General features: G+C 70.7%; 18 protein-coding genes and 1 pseudogene. 6 read left to right on the top strand and 13 right to left on the bottom strand.

Going from position 1 to position 22,113, the window contains the following annotated elements:
* Positions 1-8: 8 nt before the first annotated feature.
* The 8 genes from DVK44_RS34540 to DVK44_RS34575 form a co-directional block, all read right to left on the bottom strand.
* Positions 9-1,106, bottom strand: a complete 1,098-nt coding sequence (locus DVK44_RS34540; RefSeq protein ID WP_114664546.1) for an iron-siderophore ABC transporter substrate-binding protein — start codon at positions 1,104-1,106, stop codon at positions 9-11.
* Positions 1,107-1,330: 224 nt separating this feature from the next.
* Positions 1,331-2,182, bottom strand: coding sequence for a helix-turn-helix domain-containing protein (locus tag DVK44_RS34545; protein WP_114664547.1), 852 nt, complete (start codon positions 2,180-2,182; stop codon positions 1,331-1,333).
* Between the two features lie 103 nt (positions 2,183-2,285).
* The gene (locus DVK44_RS34550) at positions 2,286-3,059 is read right to left on the bottom strand and encodes an ABC transporter ATP-binding protein (protein WP_114664548.1); all 774 of its coding nucleotides are present in this window, start codon (positions 3,057-3,059) and stop codon (positions 2,286-2,288) included.
* Positions 3,056-4,918 (bottom strand): branched-chain amino acid ABC transporter ATP-binding protein/permease, encoded by a 1,863-nt coding sequence (locus tag DVK44_RS34555; RefSeq protein WP_114664549.1) that lies wholly within the window; start codon positions 4,916-4,918, stop codon positions 3,056-3,058. Before DVK44_RS34555 ends, DVK44_RS34550 begins: the two co-directional genes overlap by 4 nt.
* A complete protein-coding gene (locus DVK44_RS34560) occupies positions 4,915-5,784 on the bottom strand; it encodes a branched-chain amino acid ABC transporter permease (RefSeq protein ID WP_114664550.1) in 870 nt (289 codons plus the stop codon). The genes DVK44_RS34555 and DVK44_RS34560 overlap by 4 nt, the downstream gene beginning before the upstream one ends.
* A gap of 17 nt (positions 5,785-5,801) precedes the next feature.
* The gene (locus tag DVK44_RS34565; protein WP_114664551.1) at positions 5,802-6,971 is read right to left on the bottom strand and encodes an ABC transporter substrate-binding protein; all 1,170 of its coding nucleotides are present in this window, start codon (positions 6,969-6,971) and stop codon (positions 5,802-5,804) included.
* 46 nt (positions 6,972-7,017) lie between these two features.
* A complete protein-coding gene (locus DVK44_RS34570) occupies positions 7,018-8,772 on the bottom strand; it encodes a thiamine pyrophosphate-binding protein (protein ID WP_114664552.1) in 1,755 nt (584 codons plus the stop codon).
* Positions 8,769-10,304 (bottom strand): aldehyde dehydrogenase family protein, encoded by a 1,536-nt coding sequence (locus DVK44_RS34575; protein WP_114664553.1) that lies wholly within the window; start codon positions 10,302-10,304, stop codon positions 8,769-8,771. Before DVK44_RS34575 ends, DVK44_RS34570 begins: the two co-directional genes overlap by 4 nt.
* Before the next feature lie 129 nt (positions 10,305-10,433).
* On the opposite strand from DVK44_RS34575, the gene DVK44_RS34580 reads away from it, so the two are divergent.
* The 5 genes from DVK44_RS34580 to DVK44_RS34600 all read left to right on the top strand — a co-directional run bounded on the left by DVK44_RS34580 (position 10,434) and on the right by DVK44_RS34600 (position 16,709).
* The gene (locus DVK44_RS34580; protein ID WP_228447498.1) at positions 10,434-11,216 is read left to right on the top strand and encodes an IclR family transcriptional regulator; all 783 of its coding nucleotides are present in this window, start codon (positions 10,434-10,436) and stop codon (positions 11,214-11,216) included.
* A gap of 92 nt (positions 11,217-11,308) precedes the next feature.
* On the top strand, positions 11,309-12,511 hold the full coding sequence (locus DVK44_RS34585) for a CaiB/BaiF CoA transferase family protein (RefSeq protein ID WP_114664554.1): 1,203 nt from the start codon (positions 11,309-11,311) through the stop codon (positions 12,509-12,511).
* Entirely contained in the window at positions 12,508-13,329 is an 822-nt protein-coding gene (locus DVK44_RS34590; protein ID WP_114664555.1) for a citryl-CoA lyase, read from the top strand. Before DVK44_RS34585 ends, DVK44_RS34590 begins: the two co-directional genes overlap by 4 nt.
* A 171-nt stretch (positions 13,330-13,500) precedes the next feature.
* A complete protein-coding gene (locus DVK44_RS34595; RefSeq protein ID WP_114664556.1) occupies positions 13,501-15,672 on the top strand; it encodes an outer membrane protein assembly factor BamB family protein in 2,172 nt (723 codons plus the stop codon).
* Positions 15,673-15,686: 14 nt separating this feature from the next.
* Positions 15,687-16,709 carry a ThuA domain-containing protein gene (locus DVK44_RS34600; RefSeq protein WP_114664557.1) on the top strand — a complete coding sequence of 341 codons (1,023 nt, stop codon included), beginning with the start codon at positions 15,687-15,689 and terminating at the stop codon, positions 16,707-16,709.
* Positions 16,710-16,841: 132 nt separating this feature from the next.
* On the opposite strand, the pseudogene DVK44_RS34605 reads toward DVK44_RS34600, so the two are convergent.
* From DVK44_RS34605 to DVK44_RS34620, 5 genes and pseudogenes are all read right to left on the bottom strand, one after another.
* Positions 16,842-16,997: pseudogene (locus DVK44_RS34605) on the bottom strand (PhnA domain-containing protein); the annotation flags it as partial.
* A 208-nt stretch (positions 16,998-17,205) separates the two neighbouring features.
* Complete coding sequence (locus DVK44_RS34610) at positions 17,206-18,936, bottom strand: SulP family inorganic anion transporter (protein ID WP_114664558.1); 1,731 nt, start codon at positions 18,934-18,936, stop codon at positions 17,206-17,208.
* The gene (locus DVK44_RS36585; protein ID WP_162794225.1) at positions 18,933-19,094 is read right to left on the bottom strand and encodes a hypothetical protein; all 162 of its coding nucleotides are present in this window, start codon (positions 19,092-19,094) and stop codon (positions 18,933-18,935) included. Before DVK44_RS36585 ends, DVK44_RS34610 begins: the two co-directional genes overlap by 4 nt.
* Positions 19,095-19,382: 288 nt before the next feature.
* On the bottom strand, positions 19,383-19,757 hold the full coding sequence (locus DVK44_RS34615; protein ID WP_114664559.1) for a peptidase inhibitor family I36 protein: 375 nt from the start codon (positions 19,755-19,757) through the stop codon (positions 19,383-19,385).
* A 550-nt stretch (positions 19,758-20,307) separates the two neighbouring features.
* Complete coding sequence (locus DVK44_RS34620) at positions 20,308-20,922, bottom strand: acyl-CoA-like ligand-binding transcription factor (protein WP_114664560.1); 615 nt, start codon at positions 20,920-20,922, stop codon at positions 20,308-20,310.
* 65 nt (positions 20,923-20,987) lie between these two features.
* Between DVK44_RS34620 and DVK44_RS34625 the strand changes: the two genes are divergently transcribed.
* Positions 20,988-21,836: an SDR family NAD(P)-dependent oxidoreductase gene (locus DVK44_RS34625; RefSeq protein ID WP_228447499.1), complete on the top strand. Its 849-nt coding sequence runs from the start codon at positions 20,988-20,990 to the stop codon at positions 21,834-21,836.
* The last annotated feature ends 277 nt before the right edge of the window (positions 21,837-22,113 follow it).

Raw genomic sequence — 22,113 nt, forward strand, 5'->3', positions numbered from 1 at the left:
GACGGCGTTCAGGAGCCCGCGCCGGTGCTGCCCTTGCCCGCGACGGCGTCGGCGAGCATCGGGACGTAGCGCTCCAGCGCCCAGGGGATGGAGAGCACCGAAGGCCCGCTGGTGGCCATGCCCAGCGTCGCGTCCGGCACGAACGCGTAGTTCTTCCCGGCGATCGGCTTCCAGCGCGAGAACAGCGGGTCCTTGAGGGAGTACGAGACCTCCTCGGCGCCGTTGGCCCAGCCGACGAAGATATCGGCGTCGATCGTGTCGAGCTTCTCCAGACTGACCCCGCCGTACCAGTTGGTGCCCTTGGCGGTGGACGCGATCGTCTTCATCGACGGGGTGTTCTTGAAGCCCATCTCGGTCAGCAGCCGGACGCGGGCGTCGTAGTTGAGATACAGACCCAGCTCCGTCGATCCCTTGGAGAGGGCGAGCCCGTAGGTGAAGGTCTTGTCCTTGAACTCCGGGTGGTCCTCGGTCACCGAGGCCAGTTGGCCCTCGACGTCGGTGACGAGGCTCTCGGCCTTCTCCGTCTCACCCAGCGCCGTGCCGATCGTGCGGGTCATCTCCTGCCAGGTCCCCCCGTCCCAGGGCTTGTTCAGATACGGGATGGTGGGCGCGATCTCGGTGAGACGCTTGTAGTCGACATCGGAGATGCCGGAGTACAGGCCGACGATCAGGTCCGGCTCCAGCGAGAGGATCTGCTCGAAGTCGATCTCGCCCGCGTCACCGTAGTTCAGCGTCTCGGGCAGCGGCCCGCCGAGCTTCTCGACCGTGCTGCGGAACCAGGGGGTGTAGCCCTGCTTGTCGCCGCCCCACTGCTCGTCGACGCCGACCGGGACCGTGCCCAGCGCCGCGACCACGTCCAGCGACATCCAGCTGACGGCGACGACGCGCCGGGGCTTCTTCTCGATCGTCGTCGTCCCGTGGCCGTGCTTGATGCTCACGGGGAACGCGCCCGGAGCGGCACTGGCCTTCTCCTTCGCCTTCGCCGCGCCCGCCGGTTCGGACGAGCCGCTTCCGCAGCCCGCCAGTACGACGACGGCCGCGACCGCCAGCGCCACGAGACGCGCCACGGCGCCCGGTCCGCGTCCGGCCGGGATGGATATGGACATGCTTCTCCTCGGATCGTGCGCACACCGCGAGGGCGCGGCGGCGGCTGGGGCGGCGGGGCGACCGGGGCGGGGCCGATACGTACACGCTCGACCCACGCTCAACTTAGGTAACCCTCACCTGAATGAACGCTAAGGAACCGGGCCCTCGCCGGGGGATGCGTACGGGCCACGATGTGTCGAGATCTGGCCACACCCCGGAGCGCTGGCGCTGTGTGCTGCGGGTATCAGCGGCCGGCGGGCGCCGGCACCGTCTGTTCGCGCAGGTACTCGGTCGGGCTGACGCCGGTCACCCGGCGGAAGGCGGCGGAGAACGCGCTCGTCGTGGAGTAGCCGCAGCGGTGCGCGATCAGATTGACCGGACACCCCTGCGCCAGCAGCGTCGTCGCCGCCGACATCCGTACGAGCGCGCGCCACCGCGCGAAGGACATACCGACATCGCGGCCGAACGCCCGGGTGACGGTCCGTACGCTCAGCGCGTGCCGCGCCGCCCACGCCTCCAGCGAGAGATCGCTCTCCGGATCGCGCATCACATCATCGGCCAGCGACCGGATCCGCCCGTCCTCGGGTACGGGCACATCGATGGCGGGATGCGGATCCTCCTCCAGCAGCTCGATGACAACGCGCTGGGTCCGCAGCCGCAGATCGTCGGGCATGGCGGTGGAGTCGAGGTGGAGCAGCATCTCCTGGAGCGCGCGCCGCACCCGCAGCGGACGCGGGGTGGACCAGTGCGGTGGAATCGCCGCCCTGGTCACATAGGTGTAGCAGCTCACACTCCCCGGATCGGACGACGCGTCGTGCGGAGTGCCGGGCGGCAGCCAGATCCCCTGCCCGGGGACGAGCCGGCGCACGGTGTGACGGGTGTGCAGCGTCAGTGAACCGTGGTGCGGCCAGACCAGGAGACCGTCGGAGTGGGTGTGCACACCGGTGGTGACGGGCACCGCGGGCGGGGCGTAGACGGCGGTGGTGAGCAGATAGGGGGCGGACACCTCGGCGCCGCCCGCCGACGGCTCGTCCCATCGGAGCGCGCCCGCCGCGGGTACCTCGCCGTAGGTGCGTTCCGGGACTGTGGCCAGCATGAAATTAGGTTACCCTAACCTCCCGTCCGGCCCCGGAGCGGCGGCGTCCCGCTCGCGGACGGGGAACTGTTCCGCGAAGCCCCGGAGCACTGCGCCGAAGGGCTCACAGCCCGAGATAGATCCGGCGCACCCGGACATCCCGGCTGAGTTCCCCGGAGGTTCCGGTCATGGCGACGGCGCCGTTCTCCATCACCAGACAGTGACTCGTCGCGCCGAAGGTGAGTGTGGCGTTCTGCTCCACGAGGAGCAGGCTCATCCCCTCCTCCCGCAGCCGCGTCAGCGCGCTCAGGATCTCGCCGACCAGCTTGGGGGAGAGCCCCATCGAGGGTTCGTCGAGCAGCAGGATGCGCGGCCGGGACATCAGGGCGCGGCCGATGGAGAGCATCTGCTGCTGCCCGCCGGACAGCGCGCCGGCCAGCCGCTGCCCCATCTCGCCCAGCACCGGGAAGAGCTGGTGCACCTCGGCCAGCGTGGCGCGGGTCCCGGCGTCCCAGCGGCGGGCGTACGCGCCGAGCAGCAGGTTCTTCTCCACGGTCAGACCGGGGAACACATGCCGGCCCTCCGGTACGTAGCCGATGCCGTGCCGCACCATGTCGCGGGCCCGCACCCGGGTCAGGTCGAGCCCGCCCAGTGTGATGCTTCCGCCGCCGCGCGGTACCAGCCCCATCAGCGCTTTGAGGGTGGACGTCTTGCCCGCGCCGTTGGCGCCGATGATGCCCACGGACTCCCCGGGCCCCACGCTGAAGCTGATCGAACCGACCGCGCGGACCCCGCCGTAGCGCACGGACAGATCGTCGACGGTGAGGGTGGCCGCGGAGCCGGGGGTGGCGGCGGGAGCGGCCGGTCGCCGGAAGGGAAACGTCCTCGTCGTTCTCACCGGGTTGTCTCCTTCGGAGTGGGTGCCCCGGCCGGGGGAGCGGGCTGGGGCGCGGGCGGGGCCGGTTCCGGCCGCGGGACGTCGGCCGGCGCGGCGTCCCCGAGATACGCCTCGATCACCTCGGGCGCGGCGACCACCTCCGCCGGTGTGCCCTCCGCGATGACCACACCGCCGGAGAGCACCGTGACACGCTCGCACAGCGACATGACCAGGCCCATGTTGTGCTCGATCAGTACGACGGTGGTGCCGCCGTCCCGGATGGAGCGCACGATGCGGGCGAGTTCCTGGACCTCCTCGCCGTTCAGCCCGGCGGCCGGTTCGTCGAGGAGCAGCAGCCGGGGCCGGGAGGCCATGGCGCGGGCGATCTCGATGCGCCGCTGGATGCCGTACGGCAGGGAGCCCGGCGCGGCCTCCGCGAAGTCGGCGAGCCCGAACCGCTCCAGGAGTTCCTGGGCCTCCCGGCGCAGCGACCGCTCCCGGCGTACGACACCGGGCTGCCACACCGCGTACTGCCAGAGGGAGTGGGTCCGGGTGCGGTCGAGCGCGACGAGGATGTTCTCCCGGACGGTCAGCCGGCCGAACAGCCGCAGGTTCTGGAAGGTGCGGGCCATGCCGAGGAGGGAGAGCGTGTACGGACGGGCGGTGGTGGTGGCCCGGCCGCCGAACCGCACCTGACCCGAGGTGGCCCGGTAGAAGCCGCTGATCACGTTGAACAGGGTGGTCTTGCCGGAGCCGTTGGGCCCGACGATGCCGCGGATCTCGCCGGGGCGGACCGTGAGGGAGACCTCGTCCAGGGCGCGCAGCCCGCGGAAGTCCTGGGTGACGGACCGGATGTCGAGGAGCGGACCGTGCCCGTCGTCGGGCGCCTTGACCACGTCGTACGGCCGGAAGGGACGCAGCCGGGCACGGTCCTCGGCGTCGCCGCGTCGCCTCCGGCGCGTGAACTCCCTTACGCGGGAGGGGATTCCGGCGAGACCGGTCGGCGCGAAGACGACCATGAGGACGACCACCACGCCGTAACCGAGCTGTGCGTACGTCGAGAAGTCGGAGAGCCACTCGCGGATCAGTGTCAGTCCCACCGCGCCGACCACACAGCCGACGAGGGAGCGCCGGCCGCCGATGATGACCATGGCGAGCAGGAGGAACATATTGCCGATGGAGAAGGTCTCCGGGGCGACATAGCGGATGAGGCCCGCGTACAGCACTCCGGCCAGGCCCCCGTACAGGCTGGCGAGCAGGAACGCGGTCATGCGCAGCAGCGGGATCTCCGCGCCCATCGCGCCCGCGGCCAGCGAGTCGTCGCGCATCGCGCGCAGCCGCCGCCCGAGCGAGGTGCGGACGACGAAGAGCCCGAAGCCGAGGCCGACCGCGCAGACCGTCAACTCCAGGTAGTAGTAGAGGTATTCGCTGGAGAGATCGACGCCGGGCAGGCTGGGCAGCGGGATTCCGGAGATACCGTCGGCGCCCCCGGTGACCGAGGCGTTGGTGATCCAGTTGATGAAGCCCAGCGCCAGCCCGAGTGTGACGATCCCCAGGTAGTGGGACTGCATACGCAGGGCCGGTATGCCGACGAACAGGCCGGTCACCAGGGTCGCGAGCAGCGCCAGCGCGGCTGCCGTCCAGAACCCGTGTCCGTAGCCGGTGGTCAGGATGGCGAGGGTGTACGCGCCGACGCCGAAGAACGCGACCTGGGCGAGATTGATCTGCCCGGAGATCCCCATGGCCAGGCCCATGCCCATGGCCAGCAGGGCATATATGAGTGCGATGTTGACGACATGGATGGCGTAGCCGCCCAGGCCGTACGGCAGCAGCCAGGCGGCCACCGCCAGGACCCCGATTCCTCCGGCACGGAACGTCACGCGCGGCTCACCGTCCTCTCCCCGAAGACGCCCGTCGGGCGGATCATGATGGCGGCGGTGAAGACCAGGAAGGTCACGAGCACCGAGTAGCCCTGGAAGTGGCCGGCGGCGTAGGAGTCGAGGACACCGATCGCGAGCCCGCCGACGACCGCTCCGGGGATCGACCCGAAGCCGCCGAGCATCGCGGCGGCGAAGCCCTTGATACCGAGCGCGCCGCCGAGCGACGCGTCGACGTACAGCATCGGTCCGACGAGACCGCCGGCCAGGGCGGCGAGGCCCGCGCCGATCGAGAAGGCGAGGGCGTTGCTGCGGCCGACGTCGATACCGACGGCGGTGGCCGCCTCGTGGTCCATGGCGACGGCCTGCATGGCCGCGCCGCGCTTGGTGCGGGCGAGGAACCAGGCGAGGCCGAGCACGGCGAGGGCCGCGACGGCCATCACCAGCAGGTCGTACGTACGCACGCGGATCCCGAACAGATCCAACGGGGCGGACGGGACGGGCGAGCGGACCGCCCGGCCGGTGGTGCCCCAGATCAGGATGGCGACAGCCTGGAGGACGATGCCGAAGCCGATCGTGCCGATCAGCATCAGATCGAAGTCCTTGTTCTCCAGAGGCCGCAGTACCCGCTCGATGACCAGGCCGATCGCGGCGGTGACCGCGATGGCGACCACCATCGCGACGGCGAAGGGCAGCTTGGAGGTGAGATAGAAGGTGGAGGCCGCGTAGGCGCCGATCATGGCGATGTCGGCGTGGGCGAAGTTGACCAGGCCCATGGTGCGGTAGACCAGCGAGAACCCCATGGCGACCAGGGCGTAGACCGCCCCGAGGCTCAGGCCCCCGACAAGTGTTTGCAGTGTCTCTTGCACGTCGGCGCTCCTCGGGCCTACTGCTGCGGGACGAGCTTGCCGTCGCGGATGACACCGATGGTGGTCCTGGTGATGCCGACTCCCGTCCCGTCGAACCGGAAGTCACCCAGCAGGCCCTGGTAGCGGGTGGCGCGGATGGCGTCCGCGAGTTCCTCGCCGACCGCGCCCTTGCTGGTCTCCAGCGCGCTCAGCAGGATGTTCGCCCCGTCGTACGCCTTGGCACCGTGCATCTCCGCCTCCTCGCCGTAGGCGGCCAGGTACGCGGCGGCGAACTTCTTCGAGGCGTCACTGACGTCATTGCTGAGATAGGGGGAGCTGACGATGGTGCCCTCGGCGGCTTCCTTGCCCGCCGTGTCGATGAAGACGGGGGTGCCCTGCGGCGCGGCGCCCGCGAAGGGCGCGGTGATGCCCAGGTCCCGGGCCTGCTTGACGATCAGCCCGGCCTCGACCTCCTCCGAGCCGATGAAGATGACCTCGGGCTTCGTCGAGCGGATCTTCGTCAGCGCGGCGCTGAACTCCTTCTGGTCGGTGGTGACCACCTGGTCGGTGGCCGGGGTCACCCCGAGCCCCTTGACGGAGGTGAGGAACGCGTCGTGCTCGCCCTTCCCGAAGGAGCCGTTGTTCGTGATCATGGCGATCTTCCGGTACCCCTTGTCCGTCACCAGGTGCTGGGCGAGCGTGGTGTCGTAGGTGGTGCTGGTCGGCCCGTTGAGGAAGAGGTACGGGCTCTTCAGCGCGACCAGGCCGTCGGACTGGCCGGAGGTGATGTTGGGGATCTTCGCCTGCTGGAGCACCGGCCCCATGGCGATGGTCACCGCGCTCTCCGCCGTGCCGATCATGGCGACGTACTTCTCGCTGACCAGCCTGCGGGCGATATTGGTCCCGGTGGTCGGGTCGCCCTGGTCGTCGAAGAGCTTCAGCTGGACGGTGCGGCCGTCGATGCCGCCCTTCTTGTTCCACTCGTCGACGGCGAGCCTGGCACCCTTGTACTCCCAGTCGCCCAGTGAACTGAGCTGTCCGCTCTGCGCGTTGACGACGGCGACCTTGATGGGACCGGACGACGCCCCGGTGTTGTCGGCCGATTCGCCGGGCGCGCCGCACGCGGTGAGGGCGGCGGCCAGCACGGCGGCGGCGCACACGGCGGCCCGGGTGGTGGTGGGTGGTCGTGGGGTGCTGCTGCGGGTCATGAGGTCACCTCGTTGTGAGCGGGACGGGAAGCTGCGGGGGAGCGGGTCAGTCGGCGAAGGACCCGCGGAAGATGTCCTTGATGTTCCAGTGGCCCGGTGTCGGCACGGGTTCGTTGACCATCGGTACGTCGATGACGGCGGGCCTGCGCCGCGCGATCGCGTCGGTGAGCGCCTTGGCGAGGCCGGCGGGCGCGGTGACGGAGTGTCCGTCGGCGCCGCAGGACCGGCCGAGGAGTGCGAAGTCCGGGCTGTAGGGCCGTCCTTCGGCATCCGTGAACGCGCAGCCGTAGGACCGGCCGAACGACGAGAGCTGGAGGTCGGCGATGGTGCCGTGGGCCCGGTTGTTCATCACCACGAAGATGACGGGCAGACCCTGTTCGACGGCCATCGGCACCGCGGGCAGCTGTGCGCTCATCCCGCCGTCGCCGATCAGCGCGACCACCACGCGGTCCGGCCGGGCCAGCTGTACGCCCACCGCGGCGGCGGGTCCGAAGCCCATGGTCGAGGCCCCGCCGGGGGTGATTAAGCGCCCGCCGTCGGGGAGTTCGTAGCACTGGGCGACACCGTTCTTGTTCCAGCCGACGTCCGTGACGAGCACCGCGTCGTCGGGCAGCGCGGCCCGCAGATCGGCGAGGATGCGCTGGGGCCGCAGCGGGAAGTCGTCGCCGCGGCCGTCCTCGCGGGCGGTGTCGAAGACGGCCCGCCGGGCGGTGGCGATGGTGTCGCGCAGCCCGGCCCGGCGCAGCGGCTCCGGCCTGGCGGCCCGTACGGCCTCGCCGATGGCCCGTACCGCGTCCCCGGCATCCGCGACGGCACCGATCGCGACCGGGTAGTTGCGGCCGATCTCCGCCGGATCGATGTCGATCTGGATCAGCTCGCTGGGCGGGCTGTGCCGGTCACCGAAGGTCCAGGTGTACGCCGGGTCCCACGAGCTGGCGTCGGTCTCCGCGAACCGGGTGGCCAGCGCGAGGACCACGTCGGCGCCCCTGGTGTGGGCGTGGGTGGTCTCCAGGCCCCAGAAGCCGGGCATGCCGAGCAGCAGGGGGTGGCTGTCGGGCAGGGTGCCCTTGCCCATCAGCGAGTGCGCGAGCGGGATGTCGAGGTGCTCGGCGAGCGCCGACAGGGCCTGGCGGGCGGCCGGTTCACGCAGTCCGCCGCCGAAGTAGATCAGCGGGCGTTCGGCGGTCAGCAGCGACTGGGCGATGCGCTCGGCCGTGTCCCGGTCGAGCCCCGGGAGCGCGGCGCCGCCGGGCAGCGGGTACGCGTCGGCGTACTCCTCCACCTGCCGGTTGAACAGGTCCATCGGGACGTTGACGAGCACCGCCCCCGGCCGCCCCGAGGTCGCGGTCCAGAACGCGCGTTCCGTCGTACGGGCCAGATCCTGGACGCGGTGGACATTCCAGGCCCTCTTGGTGAACGGCCGGTAGATGGCGGTCTGGTCGGCGTCCGCGTGGAGATTGACCTCCTGGTGCGGGTGGCGGCCGGCGTAGTAGGAGGGGATGTCGCCGGAGATGACGATCAGCGGGATGGAGTCGAGGGCGGCGGTGGCCACTCCGGTGACCGCGTTCATCATGCCGGGGCCGACATGGGTGAGCAGGACACCGGGCTTTCCGGAGGCGCGGGCGTAGCCGTCGGCGGCGTGCGCGGCGGTCTGCTCGTGGCGGGCGATCACGAACTCGATCGGGCTGGGGCCGAGCGCGTCCAGCAGGGCGATGTTGGTGTGGCCGCAGGTGCCGAAGACGTACTCGACGCCGTACGACTCCAGCTGGCCGACCAGGGCCTCGGCGGCGGTCACGGTCATACGTCGGTCTCCCGGTCGGTGAGGGGTGCGTTGACGGCGGTGGTGTCGAGGGCGGTGGTGTCGCCCCAGACGGACAGGCCGCGCAGTAGGAGGGTCTTGACGACCGTGTAGTCGTCGATCATCGAGCGGGGGGTCTCCCGGCCGAAGCCGGAGTCCTTCACCCCGCCGAACGGCACATGGTCGAGGCGGTAGTTGGAGCTGCCGCCGGCGATCAGCGCGCCGGTATCCAGTTCGCGCCAGGCGGTGATGATCCGGCCCATGTCACGGGTGAACAGCCCGGCCTGCAGCCCGTAGGGACTGGAGTTGCAGGTGTCGATGACCGCGGCGAAGTCGTCGTACGGAAGCACCGCGACCAGCGCTCCGAAAACCTCGTGGACCACGACCGAGGCGTCCGGCGGGGGCTCCGCCACGACGGTGGGCCGTGCGGTGGCGCCGTCCCGGGTGCCGCCGCGCAGGACGCGGGCGCCGGCGGCGGCGGCCTCGGCCGACCAGCGGACCACACGTTCGGCGGCCTCCTCGTCGACCATCGCGCCCACATCGGTGGCCGGGTCGAGCGGGTCGCCGACCTTCAGGGTGTCGACGGCGGCGGTGAACGCGTCGAGGAAGGCGCCGTAGCGGGAGCGGTGGACATAGACGCGCTGGACGGAGACACAGCTCTGGCCGGAATTGCTGTATCCGGTGCGGGCACACTCCCTCGCGGCCTGCCCGATATCGGCGTCCTCGCAGACGATCGTGGCGGCGTTGCCGCCCAGTTCGAGGACCAGGCGCTTGGCCCCGGCGGCACGCGCGACGGCCCGGCCGGTCGCGGCGCTGCCGGTGAAGCTGATGACGGCCACTTCGTCGGCCGCGCACAGCAGCGCACCCACCTCGGCGCCGCCGTGCAGCAACTGCACCGCCTGCGGGGGCATGCCCGACTCCAGGAGCAGCGCCACGATCGCGGCTGTGGCGGCCGGTGCCTGCGGCGGAGCCTTGACGAGTGTGGTGTTGCCCGCGGCGAAAGAGGCGCCGAGCTTGTGCGCGAGCAGGTTCGCGGGCGCGTTGAAGGGGGTGATGGCGAGGGCCACCCCGGCCGGTGCGCGATAGGTGAAGGCGGTGTTGCCGACGCCGCGTGCCCAGCCCGCGACGGGCAGGGTCTCGCCGCCGATGTGGCGCGCCTCCGACGCGCACACCGCGAAGGTGTCCGCGACCCGGTCGATCTCGCCGAGTCCGTCCTTGGCCGGTTTGCCCAGCTCCAGGGCGAGAAGGCGGGCCAGCCCCTCGCGGTGGGCCGTCGCGGCGCGGGACGCCCGCTCCAGGATGTCGGCGCGCAGGGCGGGCGCGAGACCGCCCACCGTACGGGCCGAGGAGCGGGCGTAGGCGAGGGCGCGGGCCATCTCCTCGCCGGTCGCGGTGGACGTCCGGCTGACACCTCGCCGGAGATACGGGCCGGTACGGATCACCGCCGGGCCGTCGCCACCCCACTGGCCGGCGATATGAGGAGGCGCTTCGGCCACGGTCGCGTCCAGGCCGGCCTTGAGAAGGGAATCGAGCATCAGATCTCCCAGAAAACCGCTCAGTGGTACTGGTGGACTGCTCTGTGGGTCGGCGTGTAACGTACGGGCGCCAACTCGCGGTGACAAGAGGGCTGTTCGAGGAAGTTACGAAACGGATGGAGAAGGCACGTGAGCGACACCGACCATGAGCGGGCGGCCGAGCCGGCCGGGGTGCGCAGTGTGCGCAGGGCTCTGGACATCCTGGGACTGCTGACCGAGGACCGGCCGACGGTCACCCTGAGGGAGATCGTCGATGCCACCGGCCTGGCCAAGACCACGGTGGTCCGGCTGGTGCAGACCCTGGAACAGAGCGGTCTGCTCTGGGACACCCCGGCCGGCTACACCGCGGGGCCCGGTCTGTGGCGCTGGGCCCATCTCGCGCACACCAGCTGGGAACTGCCCCGTGAGACACGCAAGTTGATGCGCGAGCTGGCGGAGGAGCAGCGGGAGACGGTCAACCTCTTCATGCTGCGCGGTCTGTCCCGCGTCTGTGTGGCCCAGCAGGAGAGCCCGCAGCCGCTGCGGCATGTCGTCCGGGTCGGCGACGAACTCCCGCTGTGGGCGGGCGCCTCGTCCAAGATCCTGCTGCGTACGGCATCGGACGGCCTGCTGCACCGGATCGCCGCGGGCTCCCCGCACGGCGAGGGGCATGCCCGGCAGCTGCGGGTGTGGGCGGACCTGGCGGCGGAGCGCGGTGTCGCGGTCAGCCGGGGCGAACGCGACGAGGGCCTCACAGCCGTCGCGGTCCCCGTCGTCGGCCGCGGCGGAGCCGTCGTCGCCTCGCTCTCGCTCAGCGGACCCAGCCACCGCTTCCCCGAGCCCACCGTCGAGCGGTTCGCCGCCGCGCTCACCGAAGTCGCCCGCCAGATGTCCGAGCAGGGTTTCGACCACCCGCTCAGCCCGTCGAGATGACCGCGCGTCGGAAGACACCGCGACATCCGCACAGACCGCACGAACGCCCAGGAAGCACGGAAGCCGTTGGAACCGCCAGAAGGAGCCGGTGCATGCCCGAACGACCGCTCTCAGGAATCCGCGTACTCGACCTCACCAATGTGCTCGCGGGACCGTACTGCAGTTACCACCTCATGCTCCTCGGCGCCGAGGTCGTCAAGGTCGAACAGCCGGGCAGAGGCGATCTCGCGCGGAGTCTCGGCCCTGATCCGGAGCTGAACAAGGCCGGTGTCGGCGCGTCGTTCCTCGCCCAGAACGCCGGCAAGAAATCACTCGTACTCGACCTCAAGGACCCCGGCGACCGGGCCGCCTTCGAGGAACTGGTGCGCGGCGCGGACGTCCTGCTGGAGAACTTCCGGGCCGGGGTGCTGGCCCGGATGGGATACGGCGACGACCGGCTGGGCGAGCTGAACCCGGGCCTGGTCAGCTGTGCGATCACCGGCTTCGGGCAGTCGGGGCCGATGAGCGCCGCACCCGCCTACGACCAGATCATCCAGGGTCTCTCGGGGATGATGAGCATCACCGGCACCACCGACACCGCCCCGCTGCGGGTGGGCTTCCCCGTGTGCGACTCGCTCGGCGGCCTCGGCGCGGCCCTCGCGATCAGCGCGGCCCTGCTGGGACGGGAGAGGACCGGCCACGGGGCCCGGCTGGACGTCTCCATGCTGGAGGTCTCCCTCTCCGCGATGGGCTGGGCCGTCTCCAACTACCTGGTCAGCGGGGTCGGTCCGGAACCGATGGGCGACCAGAACGCCACCGCCGCCCCGTCCGGGACCTTCGAGACCGCCGACGGGGGACTGAACATCGCGGCCAACCGGCAGGAGCAGTTCCGCACGCTCTGCCGTGTCGCCGGGCTGCCCCAGCTGATCGACGACCCGCGCTTCGCCGAACGCGAGGCCCGCAAACGGCACCGCGCGGAACTCAACACCGCGCTCAACGCGGCGCTGCGCCGGCGGACCGCCCTGGAGTGGGAGACCACACTGTCCGCGGCCGGGGTCCCGGCGGCCCGCGTCCTGACGGTCCCCGAGGCCGTGGAACTGGAGCAGCTGGCGCACCGCGGATTCTTCACCGACCTGCCCTATCCGGACGGCTCCGGTCGCACCCTGAGGGTCAGCGGCAACGGCGTCCTGGTCAACGGCGAACCCCTCCCGCCGCAGGCCCCGCCGCCGCTGCTCGACCAGCACGGCGGGGAACGGGACCGGCTGATCGCACGCTGGCGGGCACACCGCCGTTCCACCGAGGCCCAGGCATCATGACGGCCGGGCCCCAGGACGGACTGGTGGCGCAGTGGTGGGCGACCGCCGTCAGCCGGATCGAACCCGGCGTCATCGAACTGCGCGAACACCCGGTGCAGGACCTGATCGGCCGCGCGACCTTCGTCGAGACGATCTGGCTGCTGCTCCGGGGCGAACTGCCCCGCCCCGAACAGGCGGGGCTCCTGGAAGCCGCGCTGGTGGCCGGCGTCGACCACGGACCGCAGGCGCCCTCGATCGCCGCCGCCCGGATGGCCGCCACCTGCGGGGTGGGGCTCAACAGCGCCGTGGCCACCGGGGTGAACATGCTCGGTGATGTGCACGGCGGGGCAGGCCAGCAGTGTGTGCACCTGCTGAGCGAGATCACCGAACGGCACCGAAGCGGAAGGGAGTTCGACCTCGCCGTCGCGGAGGTGGTCGGCGAGTGGCGGGACCGCTCGCGCTATCTGCCCGGCTTCGGCCACCGCTTCCACCCCCGCGACCCGCGCCGGGACCCGCTGCTCGCCCTGGTGGACCGGGCGGTGGCGGACGGCCTGGTGGAGGGCGCCCATCTGCGGGCGGCCCGCGCCGTGGAGACACGGCTCAACCGGGGGCGCGAGGGCAGGAAGCCCGTGCCCATGAACATCGACGGCGCCACCGCCGTCATCTACGCCGAACTGGGCTTCGCCGCGCCGCTGGCCCGCGGTCTCTTCGTACTGAGCCGCAGTGTCGGAATCCTGGCACACGCGTGGGAGGAGACCGGACAGGGGCGCCGTAACAAGAGCCCCATGCCGCCTTCCATGGTGCCGGTCCACCTGGTGGCCCCGGCAACGCGTCCGTAGCGCCCGCTTGACCCGGACCGCCCGCTCGACCCGTACCGCCCGGAAATCCTCTGCCGCGTGTCTTGTCATGGACGCACCGCCGTCCCTAACGTGACCTCACCTCACACCAACCCATTCTGCGGATCGCTCAACCCATCCAGCGGACCTTGATCGAATCGAGGCGACTGAACGATGGAAAGACGCTCCTTTCTCCTGACAGCCGCGGCGGGCAGCGCCGCCACCGTCTCCTCCCTGGCCTCCACCGCCGAAGCGGCCTCGAAGGGCGCCCCCGACGCGCCCTCGGGCCTCGCGCTCCCGGTGCCCCCGCAGTCCGCCGCACTCGGCACCACCGGCGCCAACTGGCCCAAAGTGGGCGGGAACTACGGCAACCAGAACTACTCCACACTCCGGGGCATCACCCCGCGGAACATCAAGAGGCTGGGCGGCGCCTGGCACATCAACCTGGAGGGCGGCTCCACCGGCGCGTACCAGCAGTGCACCATCGTCGTCCAGGACGGTGTGCTGTACGTCGAGACCACCCAGCAGAACGTCTTCGCCGTCGACGGCAGGACCGGCGAGGTGCTCTGGCGGACGAAACTCGGCAACGAGACCACCAACATGCGCGGCGTCGCCGTCGCGGAGGGCAAGGTCTTCACCATCTCGGGCGCCAACATCGTCTACGCCCTCGACCGGCGGACCGGCGCGATCGTCTGGCGGAAGCCGCTGATCGTCGAGGACAACGGCGGCGACGGCGGCTGCGACAACGACAGCGGCCAGTGCGGCGGCAACAGCGGCGGCCTGGCCGGCGCGGTCGTGCACTGGGACGGCCTGCTCTACATCGGCACCGAGGGCTCGACGGCCGGCGCGCGCGGCCGCGGATACGCGCTCGACGCCAGGACCGGCGAGGTGGTGTGGACCTTCTGGGGCCCGCCGGGACCCGGGGAGTTCGGACACGGCACCTGGGAGGGCGACTCCTGGAAGACCGGCGGCGCGGTCCCCTGGATCCATCCGGCCGTCGACCCCGAACTCGGCCTGGTCTACTGGACGTTCGGCAACCCGTACCCCCGCACCGACGGCTCCTCGCGCGGCGGCGACAATCTCTTCGCCAACGCGATCGTCGCCATCGACGCCAGGACCGGCAAGCGGCGCTGGCACTTCCAGTCGGTCCACCACGACATCTGGGACGCCGACAACGTCATGGCGCCGGTGCTCGCCGACCTCCTCATCGACGGCAGGAAGCGCAAGGTCGTCGTCTACGGCTCGAAGACCTGCTGGTACTACATCCTCGACCGGCGGACCGGCGAGGCGATCCACGGCATGGAGGAGCGCCAGGTCCCCCAGCACGCCCTCCAGAAGACCTCTCCCACGCAGCCCTTCCCCGGCGGCGAGCCGTTCGTCTCCCCGTATCCGGAACTCGACAGCACGACCCGCCCCGTGCCCTTCTATCCGACCGGCGGTCTGTACGAGGTCTTCTGGGACCGGGCCACCATCATCTTCCCGGGCGCGGGCGGCGGAGCCGACTGGGGCTTCCCCTCCTTCAGCCCGAGTACCGGATACGTCTACGTCGGCTACGGCCTGGTCAACTCCTCCTACTCCAACACCCGCGGCGGACGTGTCAACACGGCCCGGCCCCTCGGTGAGCTGTTCGGCGGCGGCCTCGTCGCGATGGACCCCCGCACCAACACGGTCGGCTGGCGGAAGGAGGGCCCCTGGTCACTGGCCCACGGCAACGGCATCCTCACCACCGCGGGCCGTGTCCTCCTCCAGGGCCGCCCGGACGGTGTGCTCGAAGCGATGGACGACACCGACGGCAGGACCCTGTGGACCTGGCAGTGCGGCGCCGGGGTCAACACCATCCCCGTGTCGTACGAGATCGACGGCGAGCAGTACATCGCCGTGCTCGCCGGGGGCAACGGACTCCCCTTCCCCGACATCCCGCGCGGCGACCACCTCTGGGCGTTCAAGCTCGGCGGCGAGGTCGGGCAGGCCCCCGCGCCCACCGCCCCGTCCCGGCGCAACCAGATCCGTACCGCCGCCGTCACCGGTGCGACGGCACAGAACACCGTCACCCTCGGCCGTGTCTGGAGCACCGCCACGGGCGCCCCCGGCACCACCGAGAACACGGTCGCCCAGAACGCCATGGCGCCCCAGCACCTGACGGTCCCGGCCGGCACCACCGTCACCTTCACCAACCCCGCCGGCAACCGGCAGGCACACGGCGCGGCGGCCTTCTTCGACGCGGAGTTCGACACCGGGCTGCTGATGCCGGGCCAGTCGTACACGCACACCTTCGGCAAGCCCGGCGAGTACTTCTACAACGACCCGGTCTTCCCCCAGTCCACCGGCAAGATCGTCGTCCAGTGAGAGGACCGGCCGCCATGACGTCCAGACCACGCCCCGCACGTACGACACTGTCCGTAGTGGCCGCGGTCGGTGCCACGTTCCTGATCGCCCTGGCCGGCGTCCTCGGCCTCCGGGCGTCCGCGCGGGGGGCCGGGGAACCCACCGGAACCGGAACCGCGGCCGGAGCCGCAGCCGGAGCCCAGGAACTCGGCGCCCCCGACTACGGGGTCTGCCGCGGCACCAACGCCAGGTGCTACCACGACTGGGGCAACTTCTCCCCGGCCACCCACGGCTACCGGGTGCTCCTCTACACACGGACCGCGGGCCCCCGCCACGCGAACCTCGGCCCCGCACTCGGCACCGGCCTCAACCCCACGCTCACCCCCGCCAACGTCGTACACAACGCGCTGGTCACGATGGGCACGGAGAACGGCTTCACCGTCGACTGGACCGAAGACGTCACCCAACTCGCCACTCCCGCCCGGCTCTTCCGGTACAACGCGGTGGTCTTCTACTCCACGAGCCGCGACGCGCTCGACGACGCCGCGCAGACCTCCCTGCGCCAGTACCTCCGCGGCGGCGGAGGCTTCGTCGGGATCCACAACGCCTTCGGTACGGAGTACAACTGGCCCTGGTACGAGGGCCTGCTGGGCGGCGCCAACTTTTACGACCACGGCCCGGCCCAGCGCGGCACGGTCCTCGTGCACAACCCCCGCGACTCCTCCACCGCGGATCTCCCGGCCCGCTGGGACTTCACCGACGAGTGGTACAACCTCGTCCCCGCCCCCTCGAAGGTCCGCGTCCTGGCCTCCGTGGACGAGTCCACCCTCGCCAACGGCGCCACGGGCAACCAGGGCCACCCCGGACACGGCCGCCACCACCCCGTCGCCTGGTGCCAGTACTACGACGGCGGACGCGCCTGGCTTACCACTCTGGGCCATGACGCCAAGGCATTCACCACCGACGGCACCTTCCCCGGCGCCGACCGGTTCCAGGCCCTGATCCTCGGCGGCATCGAGTCCACCATGGGCAAATCCCCGTTCTGCCAAAAAACCTGACCCACCCCACCACGTAGTTCCCCGCCCGGCCCCGCACCGGGGCGTGTGCCGCCGGAGCACCTGCACTCGACGGGTTGCGCAAGGAGGAGCCGGGCGAGGCCGCGGTGGCCGACGGCACAGACACCGGCCGGGTCAGGTCTTGACCACGCTGGATTTGAGCTGCATGGGGCCGAACCCGTCGATCCTGCAGTCGATGTCGTGTCCGTCCACACCGTCCACCAGACGGATGCCGCGCACCTTTGTGCCGGCCTTGATGCCGGACGGGCTGCACTTGACCTTCAGGGTCTTGGTCGTTGCTGCGTATCACTTGCAGCGGGTGTCATCGCGGGGACCGCGGCGAGTTCAGGCGCTGCCACCCCGGGCCAGGACGGGGGGTATAGCGCCGGTTGACGGGTCATCGGCTGCTGCCTCGGTTTTCACAGGGGAAGTGTGATCCAGCGGCGACAGCGCGGCGGCGTGCTGGACTCTGTTGGCCACCAGCTCGGGGAGGGGATGGTCATCGGGAAGCCTCTTCGGTGGCGGCAGGAACGGCGGCAGGGGCGGTGGGCCAGAGTCCGGCCCGGTGGAGGTGGGCGCGGGCCCCGGCGATGGCCTCCGGTGTGGTCGCGTACTCGCGGCCCTCCCGCCGGAGCAGATCCAGAGCGCCGACCGATTCCAGGGCGCGCCGCTGTCCGGGGCGTATCCCGGAGGTCATCACGGCGATGTCGCGCCGGTTGAGTTTCTCCACCGCGTCCTTGAGGACCAGGGCGCCGGTGGCGTCGATCGTCGATACCCGCGACATGCGCAGGATCACCACGCGGACGTCGGCGACCTCGGAGAGTTCCAGGAGGAAGCGGTGGGCGCCGGCGAAGAACAGTGGCCCGTCGATCCGGTACGCGACGATGTGCTCGGCCAGCAGCGCGTGTTCCTCCTCGCTGTGCCCGCCGGGCAGATCCGCAGTGAAGTCGACCTGATCCAGCCGGGCCTGGCCGGCGACCGCCCGCAGCGCCAGCGCGCCCGCCACGACCAGACCGATGATCACCGCGTACACCAGGTCGAGAGCGAGCGTGGCGACGGCGGTCAGCGTCAGCACGATCGCGTCCGAAGGGGTCGCACGGGCCATCGCCCGCAGTGTGCCGACCTCCACCATCCGGATCGCGGTCGCCAGCAGCACCCCGGCCAGCGCGGCCAGCGGGATCCTGGAGACGAGCGGGGCCGCGGCGAACACGATGACGGCCAGAACGGCGGCGTGGGTGAGGGCGGCGAGCCGCGACCGGGCGCCGGTACGGACATTGACAGCGGTCCGGGCGATCGCCGCGGTGGCGGGGACCCCGCCGAACAACGGGGCCGCCAGGTTCGCGATGCCCTGCCCGAACAGCTCTCTGTCCGGGTCGTGCCGCTGCCCCACCGTCATCCCGTCCGCGACGGTCGCCGACAGCAGCGACTCCAGCGCGGCCAGCGCCGCGACCGCGACCGCCGGGGCGAGCAGCGACCCCAGCGCGGACGGATCAAGGAATCCCAGCGAGGGCGCGGGCAGTCCGGAGGGCAGGTCACCGATCGGAGCGGCGCCGTCCAGGTGTAAGAGCTGAGCCATGAGGGTGGCGGCGATCACGGCGACGATCGAGAACGGTACGGCGGGGCGCCACCGCGCACCCAGCAGCATCACGGCCGCCACGCCCACCGTGAGGGCGGCGGCGGTCCAGTTCGGGTCCCGTACGAACTCCTCGACCGCCCGCAGGGCCACCACCAGGACCTTGTCACCCTCCGGTGTGGCCACTCCCAGGGCGTTCGGCACCTGCTGAAGACCGATGACGCACGCGATGCCGAGCGTGAAGCCCTCCACCACCGGCGCCGGAATGTAGCGCATGTACCGGCCGGCCCTCAGCAGCGCGAGCACGAGCAGCAGGACACCCGCCATCAGCCCGACCGTCAGCACCCCGCCCGGCCCGTACCGGGCCACGATCGGCACCAGTACCACCGTCATCGCCCCGGTCGGCCCGGACACCTGGAGGTTGGAGCCGCCGAACACCGCCGCCAGCGCCCCGGCCACCACAGCGGTCGCCAGACCGGCTTCGGCACCGAGCCCGGAGGAGACACCGAAGCCCAGCGCGAGCGGCAACGCCACGATCGCGACCGTCAGACCGGCGAGCAGATCACGACGCGGATCACGGCCCATGACAACGAAATCGGCACGGGCCGGCAGCAGCGACCGCACCCGGCCCCAGCAGCGGGCCAGCAACGCGCTCACCGGACGGAGACCTCGGTTTCCCGCAACGCGGTCAGCAACTCGTGCCGCCCGGACGGCAGTTCGGTCAAGATCCGCAGCGCGGCCCGTATCAACTCCGCCACGTCCCCACCCACCGGCGCGTACACCACTGTCAAGCCCTGACGCAGCGAAACCGGCACGCCCCTCGGACTCCCTCGCTGCCCACTGCCCCGACATCGCGGAGACGCCACGGCGTCCTCCGATGCCCCGCCCGAGCTACCCGCGGGCAGGCCAACACAGCATGTAGCTAATTGCAGATTTTTGCAATTCATTGATTCATGAAGAGGCTCCGGCCCGCGGAGGGACGTCGCGCGCGGCGAGGCGGGCCGGCGCAGCGTTTCCATGCGACTGGATGCCGGCGGGTGGGGGCCACGGCCTGCCGGGCAGGGGCAGGGCCGTGGCCGCCGTGAGCGGGAGCTTGGTGAAGGTCAGTCCTTGAAGGAGCGGATCGAGTAGTTCCCCTCCAGGTTGCCGCGCGTTCCGGCCTTGGAGGAGCCGATCTTGTTCTTGTAGTTCGTGTTCTTGTAGAACTTGATCGTTTTGCCTGTCTCATTCGCGACTGACTTCACCACCGCACCCCGCTGGATGAAGGGACAGCCGCTGGCGGTGTTCGGCTGGTCAGGTACCCACTGACAGCTGCTTCCGCCGCCGTCCCAGCCGCTGTAGATGCAGAACTTCCCGTGTACGCAGGTCATCCAGGCGGCGGCGGACGGGGCGCTGCCCGCGGCTGTCGCGGTGGAGCCGACACCGAGGGCCCCTGTCAGGAGGATCGTGGCGGCGGCGAACGCGGTGATGCGTTTCATTGCGGGAATTCCCTTTGTCGTCGTAGTGGGGGGAAGCCTGGCCGCGAGCCGTATCCCGGCGGCCGACTCCTTGATCGTCAGCCTGGCAGGACGACAGCACGAGTGGGCAGAGGCGCGAGAGGGGCGCGCGAGGCTCGTCCACACCCACTCAACACCCGCCCGCCCCCAGGTCGATCCGCGCGCCGCCGTTCTCCCGGGTTCATCCGGCCTGCCCCTCCCTGGCGGCCCGTCCGAATCTCGGTGCCGCACCGATGCGCGAGTGGGCAGGCGAATCCGAGAGCGCCCGACCAGCGCTGTTGTGACCAGGTAGAACGAAGATCGCACTCACTCTGACTGGGGCCTTGGCCCGTATATGGTCCGGATCTTGGTCTTGATCGGTTGCGCGGGCGTGAGGTGGGTGCTGAACCTGCCGCCCGAGGTGGCGAGTCCGCCTGTGCGAGGGTCGCTCGCACCGGGCGCCGGGTGAGCGTGTCCGCGTATGACTCCCCCTATGTGTGGTTGTGTCGACGGCCTGAACGGCTTCCTCGGCGCGTGCCGCGGTCGTGAGGCGTCACCCGGCGGTGGAGCGGCCCGGCGGCGCCGCGAGCGCCCCGAGGCCGAGAAGCGCGCATGTGACGGTATCGGCAAGGCTCTCCCCGCTGTCATCCGCGGCCCAGCAGGTCAGTGACTCCGTGATCGCGGTCTGAACAGCGGCACCTGCGGCGCGAGCGCTGACGTCGTGGACGGAGGCGCCTGTTCGCCGGGCGATGAACGCGATGGTCTCGTCGCGCCATCCGTGATACGTCTCCGGACGGGTGGACCGCAGGTCCGGGGTCGTGGCGATGATGCGCAGTCGGGCGCGGCTGAGGGATGGCTCGTCGGTGTCCTCGGAGAAGACGCCGACGACGGCCACGATGATCGCCTCAAGGATCGGGAGATCTGCATCGGTCTCGTCGAGATGGCGACGCAGCAGGTCCAGGGCGGCCTCGGTCCCGCCCCACACGATGTCTGCCTTCGTCGGGAAGTACCGGTGCAGGGTACGCACGCTCAAACCGACTTCGTCGGCGAGGCGCGCCATGCTGACGTTCGGATAGCCGTCGCGAAGCAGGATTCCGATCGCGCGCTCGCGCAGCAGTCCGACGTCCGCCAGCGGTGGGCGTCCGCGCTGCGGTTTCTGTCCAGGCATCCACTCAGCGTAGTCGTCGCCCCGGCACCATTAATGGCATACTCTGTCATTAATAATGTCCGCGGATGCTGGAGGCCCCCATGTCGTTCCCATTCCCTGATGTCTCGAATGCTCCGATATCGGAACTTATCTCCCTTCGTGGTCGCTGTGCCGTGATCACGGGCGGTGCGCAAGGCCTCGGCAAGGCGATTGCGGCGCGCTTCGCGGAGGCCGGGGCCGACCTGCTCCTTCTCGATCTCGACGAGGAACGCGCACATGCCGCCGCCGAGCAGCTCGCCACGCGTTACGGAGTCAAGGGCCTCGGCGCGCGGGCGGACATCAGCGACACCGAGGCGGTGGCCACCGCCGCCGACCTGGCAGTAGCGGAACTCGGTGGGATCGATATCTGGGTCAACAACGCCGGGCTGTTCCCGAACGCGCCCGCGCTGGAGATGCCCGACGTGATGTGGGATCAGGTCTTCGCCGTCAACTCTCGCGGAGTCTTCCTCGGTTCGCGCGAGGCCGCGCGCCGCATGTCTGCTGGCGGCAAGGGCGGAGTCATCGTAAACACGATCTCCACCGCCGGCTTCCAGGTCGCGTTCCCGGGCATGGCCGCGTACGTCGCTTCCAAGCACGCGGCGCGGGGGCTGACCAAGTCGCTCGCCGTCGACCTCGCCCCGCTCGGCATCCGGGTGCTGGGCGTGGCGCCCAGCTACGTGCCGACCGAGGGCAACATCGCCGCCGCGCGCGAGGCGGCCGAGGCCGCGGCCCTGGCCGGTGTGGAGATCCCGCCGGTCGACGTCATGACCCAGAGCCGGATCGGCCGACTGGGAACGCCGGACGACATCGCACGGGTCGTACTGTTCGCCGCAAGCGACCTCTCGCTCATCATGACCGGAAGCACGCTCCTCGCGGACGCCGGAGAGACACTCTGACACCTGTGTGAAGGAAGGTGATCCGGGAGCTGGCGTTTTCGTTGCCACGGCACTGCGACGACCTCTTGGTTCGGGTCTGCCGGACTGCCGTATCGCATCGACGATGCGCCCGATCTTCCGCACGGACATGTCGTCCACGAATTCCTGTGTACCCAGGCCGACGCGCCGCTCGGTGTGGAGGCTTGCGATGGCCATTCGGACGGGCCCAGTCCTGGAGGGCGACCGGGGGAGCCGGAGATGGCGGCCAGCCCGTGGGGCGCCCATCAGGACCTTGCCG

This window comes from Streptomyces paludis, assembly GCF_003344965.1.
Classification (GTDB): Bacteria; Actinomycetota; Actinomycetes; order Streptomycetales; family Streptomycetaceae; genus Streptomyces; species Streptomyces paludis.